Consider the following 15,008-nt stretch of genomic DNA (forward strand, 5'->3'; position numbering starts at 1 on the left):
GAGCGAACGTCAGGCGAGCTTCGCGGACAGCGTGATCGTCGTGCCGGTCAGGGCCTTGCTGACCGGGCAGTTCTCCTTGGCGTTCTCGGCGGCGGCGACGAAGGCGTCCTCGTCGATGCCCTCCACGGTGCCCTCCACCGTGAGGTGGATACCGGTGATGCCCTCACCCGGCTGGAAGACGACGTCGGCCGAGGTCACCAGCTTGGTGGCCGGGGTTCCGGCGCCGGCCAGGGCGTGCGAGAACGCCATGGAGAAGCAGCTGGAGTGGGCGGCGGCGATCAGCTCCTCGGGGCTGGTCTTCCCGTTCGCGTCCTGGGCGCGCGAGGCCCACGTCACGGGCTGCTCGGCGATGGCACCGGAGGAGTCGAAGGTGACAACGCCGTTGCCCTCCAGCAGGTTGCCTTCCCAGACGGTGTGTGCAGAGCGCGTGGTAGCCACGGTTCTTCCTTTCGCGTGTGGTCCCGAAGCCGGGGTTCCGTATCCCCCCATCCGATCACACTCCGGCTCACTGCACGCGAAAGACCGGGCCCTGTGCGGTGAACGGCAGACGCGCACCCTGCGGAATCAGGTAGGCGTGCTCGCGCCGCACCCGCAGGACGTCGCACCAGCCGTCCGTGATGACCAGGACGGGCGCCCCCGGCGGAAAGTCGTCGGCCCGATGCAGCAGGTCGATGCCCGGCTGGAGCAGCGTCCCGCCACGCCCGTGCACCCGGACCCGTTCGGCGATCTCGGTGACCTGCAGATAGCCCGCGTCGTGCGCTGCGGCATCGCAGAACACGACCCGCGCCGCCGGTACGTCCCGTGCCCCGGCGTACGAGGCGATCGCGCCCAGCGCCTTCCCGAGCAGCGTCCGGTCCATCGACCCTGACGTGTCCAGCACGACCCCGAACGTGCACCGGGCGATCTCCTCGGGCGGGAAGTACCGCCCCGCGCGCGGGATGTCGGGGGTGGACGACTGGCGGCGCGAGGGGCGCGCGTACGACCGTACGGGCTCCGGGCGGGGCACGAACTCGTCGAACCAGCGGGCGAGTTGGGCGTCCCAGGGTAGTGGCGGATGGTTCAGCGCGCGGATCTCCTCGATCAATCCGCCCGGCAGATAGCCGCGTTCGTGCTGCTGGTGCAGGTTCAGCCCCTGGCCGAGGCCGCGCCGGTAGAACTCGTCGAGGTCGACGTAGTCGCGCGGCGAGCCCAGCGGAGCGCCCAGGACGTCACAGGCACCCTTCCCGCGAAGCGTGGACAGCCGACGCATCCGGCGCAGGTCCTTCGTGATCCGGTCGTACACCTCCTCCGCCGAGAGGTTCTTCAACTCGACGTCGTACAGCAGCCCTTCGGGCATCGTGCCGACGTCCATCTCCGCCAGCCAGCCGTTGATGACGTAGTCGCAGGCGACGTTGAAGAGATACGGGTCTCGGGTGCCGCAGCGGTCGCCGTGCCGCAGGGCGGCGTGCAGCATCTCGTGGGCAAGGACGAACCGCCATTCCTCGTCCTCCAGTTGGCGCAGCGGGTTGATGTAGATCTCGCCCGCCTCCGGGTTCACGGCAGCGACGGAGATGCCGTGGGCGTGGGCCAGTTCAAGGTCGGCGACGAGCTTGATGCCGGCCGCGATCCCGCCGAGCAGCGGGTAGGAGGTGACGAACCAGCTCAACGCCTTTTCCCAGGGCCGCAGTCGGGTGGGCTCGCCGTGCATGGAATCGCGTCGCCCGCCCGCCAGGTCCATCGCCGTCGCCATCGTGCGGGTCAGGGCGTACGCGAAGGCGATCTGCCAGTCGGGGACCGACGTGGCCCTCCTGTCCCACGGTTCGAGCCACTGGTCGGGCTCGCCGCCCGCCGTGCCGCAGCGCTCGAACGCGGCCGGGATCGAGCCCGCGCGCCGCCAGCGTGCCGCGAGCTGCTGCTCGTCGCCGTCGGGGTAGGCGCTCGGCAGGAGTTCGGGGGCTGTGCCGACCGGGAAGCCGAGCAGGAAACGGTTGACGACGACACAGCGGGCGGCGAGGTCGTAGCGGTCGGGCTGGACGCGCTCGCCCTTCGCCGCGGGAACGTGCCCGAAGCCGAGGTGGATGACGCCGTGCGCGAGCGCCCACGCCCACTCGGCCGGTTCGGCGCGCCGGGTGGGGTGGGCGTGCAGCACCCCGTCGGAGTCGACGCGCACCAGTCCGTCGCCGGGCGAGAGGACACAAGCCTCGTTCCGGCAGGTGACGAACTCCACCGGGCCGAGCGCCGGGTTGGCGCGCACGAGGGCCAGCCCGGCCTCGTACGCCTCCTTCGCGAGGTCCTTCTTCTTCTGCGCCTGCTTGCGCGCCCGGCTCACCGCCGCGCCTCCACCAGCCGGGGCATGTCCCGCGCCGCCTCGACCAGGAACCAGGCGGGCAGCAGGGGGTTGCCGTCGGCGTCGGCGGCGATGACACTCTGCGCGACCTCCACCGAGATCTCGGCGAGCTGCACGAGCAGCGACTTGGCGCGGTACGCGGCCTCCCGCCCGTTCGGCGACATGTGCCCCTTGCTGACGGGGAGTTCCTTGACGAGCCGCCCGCGGAACGACTCGGCGAGGTAGTAGAGCAGGTCGCGGTCCTCGATGCGGTGGGGCCAGCGCGCGTCGCCCTTGATGATCGCGTCGATGCCGAAGCGGCTGCGCACGATCTTGACGTACCCGCAGAACGCGGTGGCGTGCGTCGGCGTCAGCGCGCCGTGCGCGATCACCTTCAGGGTCTCCTCGTCGAGCGCGGGCCCGAAGGAGTGCAGGGCGTCGGAGAGCATGTGCCAGGAGCGGGGCGTGGAGAAGGGCTCCTCGGTCTTCGGCGGCTTGGACCAGAGGTGGTCGGGCCGGTCGGTGAGGTGGTCCACGACCCAGGGGTGGATGTCGTTGTTCGCGGCCCAGACCAGCCAGTCCTTCGGCGAGGCCTCGAGATGGACGTGGGCGAGACGGTTGACCAGGGCGGAGGCGATCGGCCGGGCGAGGGCGTTGTCCGTGGCCCGGTTTCCGGCGCCGATCACGATCGAGCCCTTGGGCAGCTCGTAGTTGCCGATCCGGCGGTCCAGGATCAGCGAGTAGAACGCCTTCTGGACGTCCGGTGTGGCCGCGTTCAGCTCGTCCAGGAACAGGCAGTACGGCTCGTCGCGGGCGATGGCCTCCGGCGGACAGAACACGGACCGCCCGTCACGGATCTGCGGTACGCCCATCAGGTCCTCCGGCGCCAGCTGCGTACCGAGCAGGCTCACGCACTCCAGCCCCAGCGACTCGGCGAACTCCCTCACCAGGGAGGACTTTCCGATGCCGGGAGCGCCCCAGAGGAACACGGGCCGCACGGTCGCGAGACCGAGCAGCAGTTCCGGAATCCGGGCGGGGGTGACGGTGACAGCGGCCTGCACGCGGAGACTCCAGGGGTTCGTAGAGAACGGAGCGCGCGAAGGCGCGAGGTCCGGTACGAACAGTGTGGGGACGGAGTCTCGGGAGCGCAGCCGATTTTCCGGCGGCCCGCGTTCAGGCGACCCGGTGGTCCCCGGGAACACCCAGGGGCACCTGCGGCCCGTTGCACTCGCGCAGCCAGCGCCGCAGTACGCGGTGGATGTGCTCGGCGCCGACCAGCTCCTCCCCCTCCTCGGCCGCCGCCGACAGCGCGAGGGGCGCCATCAGGAAGGGTCTGCCCTGGTCGCCGCCGAGCCCGCCGTGCGAGCCGATCTGCTCCTCGAAGGCGAGCACCTCACCCTCGGCCGGGTCGTACCAGGAGTTGACCATGATGTCGGCGGTGTGCGGGAAGGAGTGCGTACGGAGCACCGCGCTCGCCGCGCCGGGCCCGAAGTCGGCCAGCGGGCCAGGGTGTTCGTCGTTCAGCTCGTCCACCGGGATCTCCGCGCCGTGCACGCCCAGCACCACCCCGCCGTGCTCCTCGCTGGCGACGAGGACGAAGCCCACGCCGGGATGGTTGGCGAGAGTGGTGAGCAGCGCGGGATGGCGGGCGTCGATCTCCTCCTTGGTCATGCGGTGATGCACGTCCGGGAAGGAGATGAGCCCGAGGTTGCCGGAGGCGAGCACCAGCGGTTCGGAGTGACGGCCCGGGGGCACGTGCCGCCCGCCGTCCTCCTCGACGGGCCGGCGCAGCGCGGCGCGCACGGCGGTCCGTGCCTCGGCCCCGCTGTGGGTACGCCGCGCCTTTCGCGGCACGGGCAGTCCGCAGCCGGCCCTGACCAGGTCGCCGAGGCCGAGTCCGTACCGCCCCCGGAAGGTCTCGCCGGGACTCTGTCCGTGGTCGGAGAGAAGGACGATCCGGTACGGGCGCGGTGCGTGCTCGGCGATCTGGGCGATCAACGCGGCGGAACGGTCGAGGCGTTGGAGGACCTTCTCGGCGTCCCGGCTGTGCGGCCCGGAGTGGTGGGCGACCTCGTCGTAGGCGACGAGGTCGGCGTAGACGGCGGTGCGCCCGGCGAGCATGTCGCCCATCACGGCGGCGACGACCACGTCCCGCTCGACAACGGTCGCGAAGGCACGGATGAAGGGGTAGAGGCCGCCGCGCGTGACCCGCGGGCGCCGTTTGCGCATCCGGGCCACGGTCGACTGACCGATCTCGCGGCCGACCTCGGCGAAGAAGGACAGGGCGGTGCGGACGGCGTTGGCGGGGTCGGAGAAGTAGGCGAAGTAACCGTCCCGGGAACGGTTCTCCCGGCCGCGCCGGCGCCCCGCGATGGACAGCACGAGGGCCTGTTCCTCTGCGCCGCCGCTGAAGAGGTTGCCCCGGCTGGCCCCGTCCACGGTGAGCAGTCCGCCGTCGCCGGCGCGTTCGACGGCCCGGCGCTGGAGTTCGGCGGCGCTGGTGGGCCGGTTGCAGACCATGACCTCCCCGGTGTCCTTCTCGTACCAGCGGAAGGCAGGGATGTCGTGGTTGGTGCCGTGCAGGATGCCGAGCTGGCTGGCGCCGGTCTGACTGGACCAGTCGGTGCGCCAGGGAGTGAGCCGGTGGGAGGCGCCCAGCCAGCTCGCCACGGTCGGCATGAGCCCCTTCTCCACGGCCCGCACCAGGACGTCGTGGCCGACTCCGTCGAGCTGCAGGAACACCACGCCGGCCGTCGTGGGGCCCTCGAACCGCCGTGCGATGCCGCGTCGGTCGGCGAGGCGGTAGAGCCGTCTTCGGTAGGCGTCGTCGTCCCGTACGGCCAGTGCCGCGCCCGTCGCGGAGGCCACGGCGGACATCACCGCGGCGACCACCACCGCCGTCTCCGGGGCCGCCTCGGGGCGGTCGGCCGGGGTCAGCCGCAGGGCGACGAGCAGCAGCCCGCCGTTCAGGAAGAAGACCAGCAGGCCGAGGACGAGGGCGGGCACGAGCAGCAGCAGCCGGACCAGCACCGGCCAGGCCAGGGCCGACAGCAGACCGAAGGCGCCGGCGCCGATGGCCGCGGTGACCGCGATCCTGGTGGCGCTGTCGCCGTCACCGGTGCGGATCTGGAAGTCCGGCAGGATGCCGGCGAGCACCAGCATCGTGAGCGTCGACACGGCCCACACCGCGACGCTCCGCCCGATCTGGCTGACGATCCGCCGCCAAGGCCCCGCACCCACGTCCCGCACACCTCACGTCCCGGCCCGTCCCCACGGCTGGCCTGTGCACACCCTGTCACAACGTGGGAGCGGCGCCCTGCGTGCTCTGTGAAGGTTCAGCGGCCGTCGTACCCGGCGGTCGGCATGGAGAGGCGACGATGGACCCGGGCCTTCATCTGGGCGTCGTACGACGGTTCAGCGCGGCCCACCGTCTCGACCCGCACGCCACGCCGCTCGCACTCGGCGGTGAACTCGTCGACCGAGGTCAGCGCCTGTTCCAGGACCCGCTGGCTGGGCGCCACGAAGAGGTCGAGGCCCGGCTCGACGCCGTCCCACAGGGCACCGTGGTCGGGGCGCAGACCTCTTACGAGCAGCTCCCGGGTGACGACGTAGCCCTGCTCGGCGGCCCAGCGGGCGCACATCGCGTGCTGGCTGCGGGAGTCGACGAGGAACGGCTCCTCGTCGAGTTCCTCGAGCGGCGTCAGGCTGGCGATCGCGGTGACCCGCGGTACCGGGCCGGGCAGGCCGACGGCGGCGTGCGCGTGTCCCATGGCGTCCCCCTAAGCTCCGGGCTTCCCCGTTCACCTCGGGGTTTCCCCACTCGCCCCGGGTTTCCCGCCGACCCTACTCCTGCCCGTAGTCTTCGGGGAGTCGCGCGAAGGAGGCAAAGGGGTGCCGGTGGAGATCACGTGGTGGGGTCACGCCACCTGTACGGTCGAGGACTCGGGCGTACGCGTGCTCACCGACCCCCTGTTCGTACGCCGGCTCGCCCATCTGCGCCGCCGCCGGGGCGAGTTGCCCCCGCCCGGCGCATGGCGCGCGGACGTGGCGCTCGTCTCCCATCTGCACTCCGACCACCTCCATGTGCCCTCCCTCGCGCGCCTCGCGCCGGACACGCGTCTGATCGTGCCCCGGGGCGCGTCGAAGGCTGTACCGGGCCTGTCGCGCCGACTGGCGCATCTCCGGATCACGGAGGTGGTCGCCGGGGACCACACGAAGGTCGGTGACCTGGTCGTACGGGCCGTGCCCGCGCGACACGACGGGCGGCGGCTGAACGTCGGGCCGCAGCGGGCTCCCGCGCTCGGCTATGTGATCGAGGGCGAGGCACGGACGTATTTCGCCGGGGACACGGGTCTGTTCGCGTCGATGGCCGAGGAGGTCGGGCCGGTCGACGCGGCGCTGCTGCCGGTGGGCGGCTGGGGGCCGTATCTCGGCGAGGGGCATCTGAACGCGGAGCGGGCGGCGGAGGCGCTGGCCCGGTTGGCGCCGCGCAGTGCGGTGCCGGTGCACTACGGCACGTACTGGCCGATCGGGATGGACGCCGTGCGCCCCCATGAGTTCCACGCGCCGGGCGAGGAGTTCGTGCGGCTCGCGGCGGAGCGTGCGCCCGCGGTCGACGTGTACCGGCTGGAGCACGGGGAGAGCGTGCGCCTGGAGGCCGCACGGTGATCGTGGTCCTGGCTGCCGCCTCGACCTCGGGGCAGGGGTCGGCGGGGCAGGCGATCGGCTATCCGACGCTGTTCCTGCTGGTGCTGATCGGGGCGCTGGTGCCGGTGGTGCCGACGGGGGCGCTGGTGAGTTCGGCGGCCGTGGTGGCCTTTCACCAGACCGCGCCTCTCGCCATGGTCCTGGTGTTCGCGGTGGCCTCACTGGCCGCGTTCCTCGGCGATGTGGCGCTGTACTGGCTGGGCCGGCGGGGCATGGACTCCAAGAACGGCTCGCGCTGGCTGGCGGCGATCCGCAACCGGGCGCCGGAGGACCGTCTCGCGCAGGCCCAGGAGAAGCTGAGCGAGCACGGGGTGGCGGTCCTGGTGCTGTCCCGGCTGGTGCCGGCCGGACGTATCCCGGTGATGCTGGCCTGTCTGATGGCGAGGTGGCCGGTGCGCCGCTTCGCCCGCGGTGACGTCCCGGCCTGCCTCGCGTGGGCCGCGACGTACCAGCTGATCGGCGTCCTCGGCGGTTCGCTCTTCGACGAGCCCTGGCAGGGCGTGGTGGCGGCGGTCGCGCTGACGCTGACGATCAGCGCGGCGCCCGGTGCGTGGCGGCGGGTGCGCGGGATCCGCGGGGCTGCCTGAGCGAGCGCGCGAGCCGGGACGCGCACGCACGCACGCGGCAGGCGAGCCCCGTCCGTCTCCCGCCCGTCGCGTCAGGCCAGTACCCGCGAACCTCCGACCGGCAGGTCCCACAGGTCCTCGCGGGCCAGGCCGGCCTTCTCCCAGGCGGCCCGCACCCGGATCAGCGGTTCGAGGACCGGCTCGGCCGACAGCACGAAGGTCGCCCAGTGCATGGGCGCCATCCGGCGCGCGCCCAGGTCCGTGGCGGCCCGTACCGCCTCCTCCGGGTCGCAGTGGACGTCGCTGAGCCACCACCGCGGGTCGTACGCGCCGATCGGCAGCAGCGCGAGGTCGATGCCCGGGTAGCGCTGTCCGATGCGGGCGAACCAGTGGCCGTACCCGGTGTCGCCCGCGAAGTAGACGCGCTGCCCGTCCAGGTCGGTGAGCACCCAGCCGCCCCAGAGGGTGCGGCAGGTGTCGGTGAGGCCGCGCTTGGACCAGTGGTGGGCGGGCACGAAGTCGAAGCGGACCCCGTCCAGTTCGGCCGCCTCCCACCAGTCCAGCTCGGTGACGTGGGTGAACCGGCGGCGCCGGAACCAGCGGCCGAGGCCGGCCGGCACGAACACCGGGGTGTCGCGCGGGAGTCTGCGCAGTGTCGGGGCGTCCAGGTGGTCGTAGTGGTTGTGGCTGATGACGACCGCGTCGATGTGCGGCAGCGCGCTCCAGGCGACGCCCACGGGGGTGATCCGGGCCGGTGTGCCGAGGATGCGGCGGGACCAGACCGGGTCGGTGAGGACGGTGAGCCCGCCGATCCTGACCACCCAACTGGCGTGCCCCGCCCAGGAGACGGCGACGGTACGCGCGTCCACGCGGGGCAGCGGGCCGGGTTCGAAGGGCAGCCTCGTGATGTCGGCGAGGCCTTCCGGCGTCGGCCGTACCGCGCCTTCTCTGGCGAATCTCGCCATGCCCCTGAGGCCGGGCAGCGGGGTGGTCAGCCGGTCGGCGAAGGTCCGGGGCCACACCCGGTTCCCGTGCGGCGGCTGAAGCGCCTCGGTAGTCGTGGGCGTGCTCGTGGTCATGCCTGTGCTGGTGCTCGTACTGGTGCTCGTGGTCGACTCGGACTGCTGCGTCATCGAGGAGGCTCCCGTCGCTGAGCGTCGTCACAGAGATCGTCGAAGATCGATCCCATCGAGGTCAACGCGCGTCGCACATGTGGCAGTTCCAGTGGTTCGGGTGATGTGAGCGACTGCGCTCGTTCCCCGGGCGTGTCGCCGAGCAGCGCGCCCGTGTCCAGCCGGACTCGCAGTGCCGCGAGGTCGTCCCCGAACCGGTGACCGCCCGGCGTGGGCATCCCGAGCCGGGCGCTGAGGTGGTCCTCCAGGTCCTGGGCATCGCCGACGCCGTGGGCGCCGAGTGCGGTCCGCAGGGGGCCGAGATCGACGTACAGATGGCGGCCGGCCCTCGGCGGCCGGGCCAGACAGCCCGCGGCGACGACCGCGCGGTGCGTGGCGGTGGCCACGCGTGCGTGCAGGCGTACGGCGGCGGTGAGCCGTTCGGTGACGGGTTCGGGCTCGCCGAGCGCGTAGCCGGCCGCGGCGGCGACCGGTTCGGCGATCCGGGCGCCGAGCGCGGTGAGGACGTCGAGCACGCGCGCGCGTAGGGCGTCGCCGGAGGCGCTCGCGGGGAAGCGGGCGAGGGCGGCGGGCCAGCCCGGCGGCAGCAGCGCGCCGCACAGGTCGGTGACGACGGTGACCCGGTCGGGGAGCATCTCGGCCGGGCTGAGCAGCACGGTGTCGTGCGGCCGGTGCAGGGTGTCGCGCCAGGTCTCGTCGCTGACCAGGTGGAGCCCTTCTCCGGCGGCGGCCTCGACGGTCTCGTGCAGGAGTTCGGGCGGCGCCACGGTGCCCGTCGGGTCGTCCGCCACGGACAGTACGAGCAGCCGGGGATCACCGCCCTCGTCGCGCACCCTCCGCACGGTCTCCAGCAGGGCGTACGGGTCGGGCACGCCCCCGCACTCGGCCGGCGTGGCCACGTGGAACACGGATCTGCCCAACGCCCGCGCCTGGGGCGCCCACCAGGCCGCGCAGGGCCGGGGCACCAGGACGTCGCCGCCGATCGCGGCGGTCAGCGCGTGCAGCAGCGCGGGGGCACCGGGCGCTGCGGCCACCTGGTCGGGCTCGGCGGGCAGTCCGCGCCGGGCCCAGTAGCCGCAGGCCGCAGCGAGGAGCGAGGGGCCGCCGCCGGTCGGCTGGGCGTCGGGGCGACCGGCCGCGGCGGCTAGCACGGCGGCGAGTTCGGGCAGTACGGGGAGTCCGTCGCCGGGGAACGGCGGGCCGTAGCGGACGGGGCCGTGCCCCTGGGGATCCGTCCGCCGCATGCGTACCTCCGCGGGATTGCTGGTGCGGTGCCTGTGCCTGCTGTGGCTACGCCCACGGCTACGAGTTGTCCACAGTCACAGGGACCCGTGGGAGCCCGCCCGGGTTGCTTCCCCTGTACCGGGGCCGCACCCGGGTCAGCCGCGCGTGGCCGTTCCCCTGCGGCGCAGCCGGTGTACGGCGGCCCCGGCCGCGCCCGCGATCAGCACTCCCCCGGCGGCCAGCGCGGGCACCGAGTCGGTGAAGGCGCCGCCCTGGCCTGCCTGCACCCCGCGCTGCACCGGCGCGGGCGTGGGCTCGGCGGGATGCGTGGGGCAGGAGGACACGTCCTGGAAGTCGCTGCTCCGGGGGTCGCCGCCGTGCGAGTCGGTGCCGCAGGTGCCGGTGCCGTCGCGCGCCACCGTGAACGTCGCCTTCCACGCCTTGCCCTGGCTCCCGGCCTGCCCGGGACACGTACCGTCGGCGGACCATTCGGCGGCGGGGGCGCTCGCGTTCTGGTCGCCCTCGAAGCTCCAGGCGGGCGCGATCTTCGCGGTGCCGCTGTAGGCGGGGCCGGTCACCTGGTCGTCGTTGCCGGGGACCTGCTGGAGCTGGACGGTGCCCTGCTCGAAGCTCTGCGAGTGCGCGTCGATGGACGTGGGCGGGGTCCCGCCGGTCGCGTCGCAGGCCACGGAGACGGTGACGGTGCCGCCGGGGCCGACGGTGCTCGGGCTGACCTCCCCGGCGGCGTCCGCGGACACGGCCGAGGCGGCAGCACCCAGAGCGGCACCGGCCAGGGCGGCGGCGGACAGGACACGGGCGGTGCGGCGCATGGCTGGGCCCCTTCGAGCGGCGGCTGCGGGACACGTCGGGTGATGCCCCGCACCCCATGACAGCCCGCCCGGCGGCGGGGCGCGCGCGGCCGGGCACCATTCGCGCGACGGACACGCCCGAGCGGGTGAAGTTGCCCGGGCCCGCAGGACGTACATGCCGATGCCGCCCGCCTGGTCGACGAGCGGCGCTCGCCCGGCGGGTCGGCCGAGTCGACGGGCTCCCCGCGTTCGAGGGCGGCCGGGATGGGCCCGCCGCCGGAACGGAGCTGGACGGCGACGAGTCCGGCGAGGTCGGACGGGTGACAGCGGCCGATCATTTTGGCCCGCTTCCGACACCGTCCAGGCACCCGTCCCGAAGAGCATGCCGCCGGTCCCGCAGCAGTCGGCGATGGAGCGGACGGCCTGTCCGACAAGCTCCGACAGTCTGCGTCCGGGCAGTGGAGCCCAGCCCGTCTCCTGGGTGGGCGACCAGTTGTGGCCCCGGTTCGAGCGGCTGTCGTCGACCGTGTCCTCCGCCGCTGCCGGTCAACAAGACCGTCAGGACGAGCAGTTACCGTGGATGATCTGCCAACAGCTGTCGCTGCCGCTGGCGCTGACGGACCGTGAAATTCTGATGCTGGTTGAACTCCGCGACGGTGTCGTAAACGGTGTGCTCAGCCCGTGCCGGAGTGGAACACGGCCGACGTTCTCGATGACGGCGACGCAGGCGCAGGCGACTGACATGATGCCCCGTCACATCGCACTGGCCATGGCCGAGTTGGAGGAGAAGGGACCCCGGACCGGACCGGACCGGTCCTGGCCGGTCTAGGCCGCGTCCCTCATGACCTGGTCCCGGAGCCGGCTGCAGGAGCGGCTGATCAGACGGGAGACATGCATCTGGGAGATGCCGAGCTGCTCGGCGATGCAGCTCTGGGTCATGTCCCCGAAGAACCGCATGTAGAGGATGGCGCGTTCACGCTCGGGCAGTGCCTGCAGACGCGGCTTTACGGCCTCACGGTCGATGACGATGTCGAGGGCCGGGTCGGGTGCGCCGAGGGCGTCGCTGAGGGAGTATCCGTCCTCGCTGCCGGGCAGTTCGGCGTCGAGGGAGAGCGCGGTGAAGCTCTCCAGCGCCTCCAGGCCGACCTTGACGTCCGCTTCGGTCATGTTGGCGTGCTCGGCTATCTCGGCGACGGTGGGCCTGCGGCCCGAGATGGTCTGCGACAGGTCCTGGGCGGCGAACCGTACTCGGTTACGCAGATCCTGGACCCGGCGAGGCACGTGCAGGGTCCACATGTGGTCGCGGAAGTGGCGCTTTATCTCACCGGTGACCGTGGGGACGGCGTAGCTCTCGAAGGCGTTGCCGAGCTCGGGGTCGTAGCGGTCGACGGCCTTGACCAGGCCCAACGCGGCCACCTGACGCAGGTCGTCCAGGCTCTCGCCCCGGTTCCGGAAACGGCCCGCGAGCCGGTCGGCCATGGGCAGCCAGGCCTCGACGATCTTCGCCCGGAGGGTGTCGCGCTGCTGCCCCGGAGGGAGCTTGGAAAGGCTGCGGAACGCCTCCGCGGTGTCGGGGGCGTCGTTGTGGGGGTGGCGCTTCGGACTCGTTTGAGTTCGCATGGTGCGTCGCAACTCCCTAGGAGCGCTCTGGTTGGACGGGTCCCCGCGGGAGGGTGCGCACAACCGGGACAGACACACCCGGGTCGGTATCCACCGCTCCCACGGACGTGCCTCCTGTCCGAAGCACTGTTGCTGCGCCTGCCCCGCCCTATCCGTGCCAAACAGGTTTTCGAGAGTGCCGTCCGGCGTCGAGGTCCTCGGCTGTCCCGGCGACGGCGCCACCAGCCTGTTCGCCGGCTGGGGCCGGCCCCAGCCGGAGGAGATGACCGTGTTCGAAGCGGTCGGACACGCCGAGTCCGCCACCCGGACCGGCAGGGGTTCCCGCCGGTCCGGGTCTTCAGTCGCTCAGCGCGTCGATCAGGGACTTGGCCACGTCGCACGTCGTGGCCGTACCGCCGACGTCGTGGCCGTGCCACCGACGTCGCGGGTGAGGATGCCCGCGGCGGTCATGGTCTCGATCGCCCTGTTGGTTCTACCGGAGTGCGGGTCAGGCTCCCGGGCGCAGCCAGAGCGAGCCCGGCGACGGGTCTCCCTTGACCTCTCCGAAGTAGAGAGCGAAGGTCTGCTTCCAGCGCTCGATCCCTGCGCGGTCGGCCATGAAGCGGGGGAATCCGTCGAGGTTGCCGTTCGGGTACTGCCAGACGGGCTTCAGTCCCGTCGGCGGGGTGACATCCGTACGGACCGACCAGCCGTTGGTGGCGGCCTGCTGCTCCCCGGTGGACAGCCGCCAGTTGAGGTAGAGCTTGGCCGCGGTCTGGTTCTTGGCCTGCTTCAGGATCGCGGCCCGCTGACCCCAGGACATGAACGGCGTCGCCGCGTCCGGGAGTACCCATTTCACGGGCCCGGTGGCCAGGGGCGCGCCGGAGCCACCGATGCCGATGGCCTTCTGCCCACTGGTGACGGCGTCCCTGGGGGTGTAGCTGCCGCGGGCGAACTGCGGTTCCTGGGCGGCCAGTCGGGCCAGCCAGTCCCATCCGTACTTCTGCACATAGAGCGTGTAGAGGTAGAGGACGGCATCGTCGTCATGCGGATACGAGGAGGCTATCCTCCCCTTCCACTTGGCGTCGACGAGGTCGAGCGGGCTGGCCGGAATGTCCGAACCGACCGCCGCAGGGCCGTACATGAAGCTGAAGGCGCTCACCTGCACGGCGACCCAGGCACCGCGCGGATCCTTGAAGGGCGCGTACACCTGGGAGAAGCCTGCCGGCTTGTAGGTGAGAAGACGCCCCTGCCCGTTCCAGCGCACGAAGTCCTGGACGGTCTGCAGTTGTACGACGTCGGGCACGAGGGTGTCGGTGGCGAACTGGTTGTCCACGCGGACGTCGTGGTACTTGCTGTAGTCGACGACGACCATCAGATCGATCCCGGGAAAGCGGCTCTTGAAGCCGCTGCGGAGGCCGTCCGCCTGTGTCGAGACATCGCCGCCCGCGTAGATCACGAGCTTTCCGCCCTCCGCGAGGGCGGCCTGGTAGAGCTCGTCGAGCGAGCGGGTCTCCTCGACACCTCCCGCTGGTTTCCGGGCGTTGGCGGACGCCGCGGCGGGGGAGGCTGTGGCGGCGGCTGCGCCTAAGCCGAGCGCGGCACCGCGCTGGTGACGAGCAGACGGCGTCGGCTGGGAACGCTGGTCATGCGGGTGAAACCTTTCTGGTGGGGAAAAGGAAGCGCTGCAACGGCGGCACCGGGAGTGCTGCGCGGCACCGGCAGCGCGCAGGGCGGCTTCGGTCAGGACAGCCGTGACCCGGGCAGGATGGAGAGGGGTTCGGTGCGTGGCCGGAGAGGGCACGGCCGCGGGACACGGCCCGAGCGGCTCACTCCTCCTGGACGGCCGGCGGCGGGGCCGAGGCCTGGGTGGCCACAACACAGAGGAGTGGAAGGCAAGTTGGAGCAGCGCCGCATGGCTCCGTAAAGTCGCGAAGCATCCCCAGGTGGGGGCTGTGCACCGCGACATGTGCCGCGGCGCACAGCGGATGGTGCGTAGATCGACAGCAGGTCACGCGACCCGCGAGGTGAGCCTTCCGGGCGCCGAACTCAGAACATGGTGTTGTCGTTGGCGCTCTTCTCGGGCACCTCCTGGATCACGTCCCAGTGCTCGACGATCTTCCCGTCGGCGACGCGCCAGAAGTCCGCGACAGCCATGCCCCGGTCCCCGGGCTTGAGGTGCAGGTTGCTGTGGGTGACGACCAAGTCCCCTTCGGCGACGGCCCTCTTGATGTCCAGGCGCAGGTCGGGGAACTGACCACGCAGCCAGTGGACGTAGCCGACGAACGCCTGCGGACTGTCCTGCGCCTCCGGGTTGTGCTGGGTGTAGCTCTCGCCGAGATGCGCGGCGGCGGCCTGCTCCGGCTGATAGTCGTTGAACGCCTGCTCGTAGAACGCGATCACGAGCGCCTTGTTGTCGGCAGCGGACACGAGTCTCTCCAGTCTTTGGGTGCCGGGTGCTGACGACCAGGTCAGTGGGTCATGGCGTCGCGGATGAGGGCGGTGTCGACGAACTGTTCGAAGCGGACGATGAGGCCGCCGCGTACGACGAAGTGGTGGGCGACACGGACGTCGATCGCCTTGCCGGTGGCCTTGTTGGCCGCCGTGTAACGGGCCAGGACCACGACGTTCTCCCCGTCCACGACATACGTGTCGTCATGAGCGG

The 15,008-nt window shown here is 72.0% G+C and carries 14 protein-coding genes and 1 pseudogene; 3 read left to right on the plus strand and 12 right to left on the minus strand.

Features of this window, described 5'->3' with window-relative positions; genetic code table 11:
* Positions 1–9 precede the first annotated feature (9 nt).
* From G3I71_RS38520 to G3I71_RS38540, 5 genes are all read right to left on the minus strand, one after another.
* Entirely contained in the window at positions 10–438 is a 429-nt protein-coding gene (locus G3I71_RS38520) for an OsmC family protein (protein WP_164322437.1), read from the minus strand.
* A gap of 67 nt (positions 439–505) precedes the next feature.
* The gene (locus G3I71_RS38525; protein ID WP_164322439.1) at positions 506–2,308 is read right to left on the minus strand and encodes a hypothetical protein; all 1,803 of its coding nucleotides are present in this window, start codon (positions 2,306–2,308) and stop codon (positions 506–508) included.
* Positions 2,305–3,366 (minus strand): MoxR family ATPase, encoded by a 1,062-nt coding sequence (locus tag G3I71_RS38530; protein WP_164322441.1) that lies wholly within the window; start codon positions 3,364–3,366, stop codon positions 2,305–2,307. Before G3I71_RS38530 ends, G3I71_RS38525 begins: the two co-directional genes overlap by 4 nt.
* Before the next feature lie 112 nt (positions 3,367–3,478).
* Positions 3,479–5,554 carry an alkaline phosphatase family protein gene (locus G3I71_RS38535; RefSeq protein WP_164322443.1) on the minus strand — a complete coding sequence of 692 codons (2,076 nt, stop codon included), beginning with the start codon at positions 5,552–5,554 and terminating at the stop codon, positions 3,479–3,481.
* Between the two features lie 86 nt (positions 5,555–5,640).
* Positions 5,641–6,075, minus strand: coding sequence for a hypothetical protein (locus G3I71_RS38540; RefSeq protein ID WP_164322445.1), 435 nt, complete (start codon positions 6,073–6,075; stop codon positions 5,641–5,643).
* A gap of 121 nt (positions 6,076–6,196) precedes the next feature.
* Between G3I71_RS38540 and G3I71_RS38545 the strand changes: the two genes are divergently transcribed.
* Positions 6,197–6,973, plus strand: a complete 777-nt coding sequence (locus G3I71_RS38545; RefSeq protein WP_164322447.1) for an MBL fold metallo-hydrolase — start codon at positions 6,197–6,199, stop codon at positions 6,971–6,973.
* The gene (locus G3I71_RS38550; protein WP_164322463.1) at positions 6,973–7,599 is read left to right on the plus strand and encodes a VTT domain-containing protein; all 627 of its coding nucleotides are present in this window, start codon (positions 6,973–6,975) and stop codon (positions 7,597–7,599) included. Before G3I71_RS38545 ends, G3I71_RS38550 begins: the two co-directional genes overlap by 1 nt.
* A 71-nt stretch (positions 7,600–7,670) precedes the next feature.
* Here the strand turns inward: G3I71_RS38550 and G3I71_RS38555 are convergent, their stop codons facing one another.
* From G3I71_RS38555 to G3I71_RS38565, 3 genes are all read right to left on the minus strand, one after another.
* Positions 7,671–8,711: an MBL fold metallo-hydrolase gene (locus G3I71_RS38555; RefSeq protein ID WP_164322449.1), complete on the minus strand. Its 1,041-nt coding sequence runs from the start codon at positions 8,709–8,711 to the stop codon at positions 7,671–7,673.
* Positions 8,708–9,955, minus strand: a complete 1,248-nt coding sequence (locus G3I71_RS38560; protein WP_164322451.1) for an aminotransferase class I/II-fold pyridoxal phosphate-dependent enzyme — start codon at positions 9,953–9,955, stop codon at positions 8,708–8,710. The genes G3I71_RS38555 and G3I71_RS38560 overlap by 4 nt, the downstream gene beginning before the upstream one ends.
* Before the next feature lie 135 nt (positions 9,956–10,090).
* Positions 10,091–10,765: a hypothetical protein gene (locus G3I71_RS38565; RefSeq protein ID WP_164322454.1), complete on the minus strand. Its 675-nt coding sequence runs from the start codon at positions 10,763–10,765 to the stop codon at positions 10,091–10,093.
* A 460-nt stretch (positions 10,766–11,225) separates the two neighbouring features.
* Here G3I71_RS38565 and G3I71_RS38570 point away from each other — a divergent pair, with 460 nt between their 5' ends.
* Positions 11,226–11,573: a hypothetical protein gene (locus G3I71_RS38570; protein ID WP_164322456.1), complete on the plus strand. Its 348-nt coding sequence runs from the start codon at positions 11,226–11,228 to the stop codon at positions 11,571–11,573.
* Here G3I71_RS38570 and G3I71_RS38575 read toward each other — a convergent pair.
* From G3I71_RS38575 to G3I71_RS38590, 4 genes and pseudogenes are all read right to left on the minus strand, one after another.
* Positions 11,570–12,364, minus strand: a complete 795-nt coding sequence (locus tag G3I71_RS38575; protein WP_164322457.1) for an RNA polymerase sigma factor SigF — start codon at positions 12,362–12,364, stop codon at positions 11,570–11,572. The genes G3I71_RS38570 and G3I71_RS38575 overlap by 4 nt on opposite strands.
* Before the next feature lie 487 nt (positions 12,365–12,851).
* Positions 12,852–13,993, minus strand: a pseudogene (locus G3I71_RS38580) (ABC transporter substrate-binding protein).
* A gap of 399 nt (positions 13,994–14,392) precedes the next feature.
* Positions 14,393–14,773, minus strand: a complete 381-nt coding sequence (locus tag G3I71_RS38585) for a nuclear transport factor 2 family protein (protein WP_164322459.1) — start codon at positions 14,771–14,773, stop codon at positions 14,393–14,395.
* A 41-nt stretch (positions 14,774–14,814) separates the two neighbouring features.
* A partial coding sequence (locus G3I71_RS38590) for a nuclear transport factor 2 family protein (protein WP_203732488.1) occupies positions 14,815–15,008 on the minus strand: 194 nt, incomplete at its 5' end.

This window comes from Streptomyces sp. SID12501 (assembly GCF_010550245.1).
Classification (GTDB): Bacteria; Actinomycetota; Actinomycetes; order Streptomycetales; family Streptomycetaceae; genus Streptomyces.

What these genes read in the sequence shown, in the direction of transcription:
- G3I71_RS38540 (WP_164322445.1), bottom strand. Translation starts at nt 6,075, where the DNA reads ATGGGACACGCGCACGCCGCCGTCGGCCTGCCCGGCCCGGTACCGCGG.
- G3I71_RS38555 (WP_164322449.1), bottom strand. Translation starts at nt 8,711, where the DNA reads ATGACGCAGCAGTCCGAGTCGACCACGAGCACCAGTACGAGCACCAGC.
- G3I71_RS38560 (WP_164322451.1), bottom strand. Translation starts at nt 9,955, where the DNA reads ATGCGGCGGACGGATCCCCAGGGGCACGGCCCCGTCCGCTACGGCCCG.
- G3I71_RS38565 (WP_164322454.1), bottom strand. Translation starts at nt 10,765, where the DNA reads ATGCGCCGCACCGCCCGTGTCCTGTCCGCCGCCGCCCTGGCCGGTGCC.
- G3I71_RS38575 (WP_164322457.1), bottom strand. Translation starts at nt 12,364, where the DNA reads ATGCGAACTCAAACGAGTCCGAAGCGCCACCCCCACAACGACGCCCCC.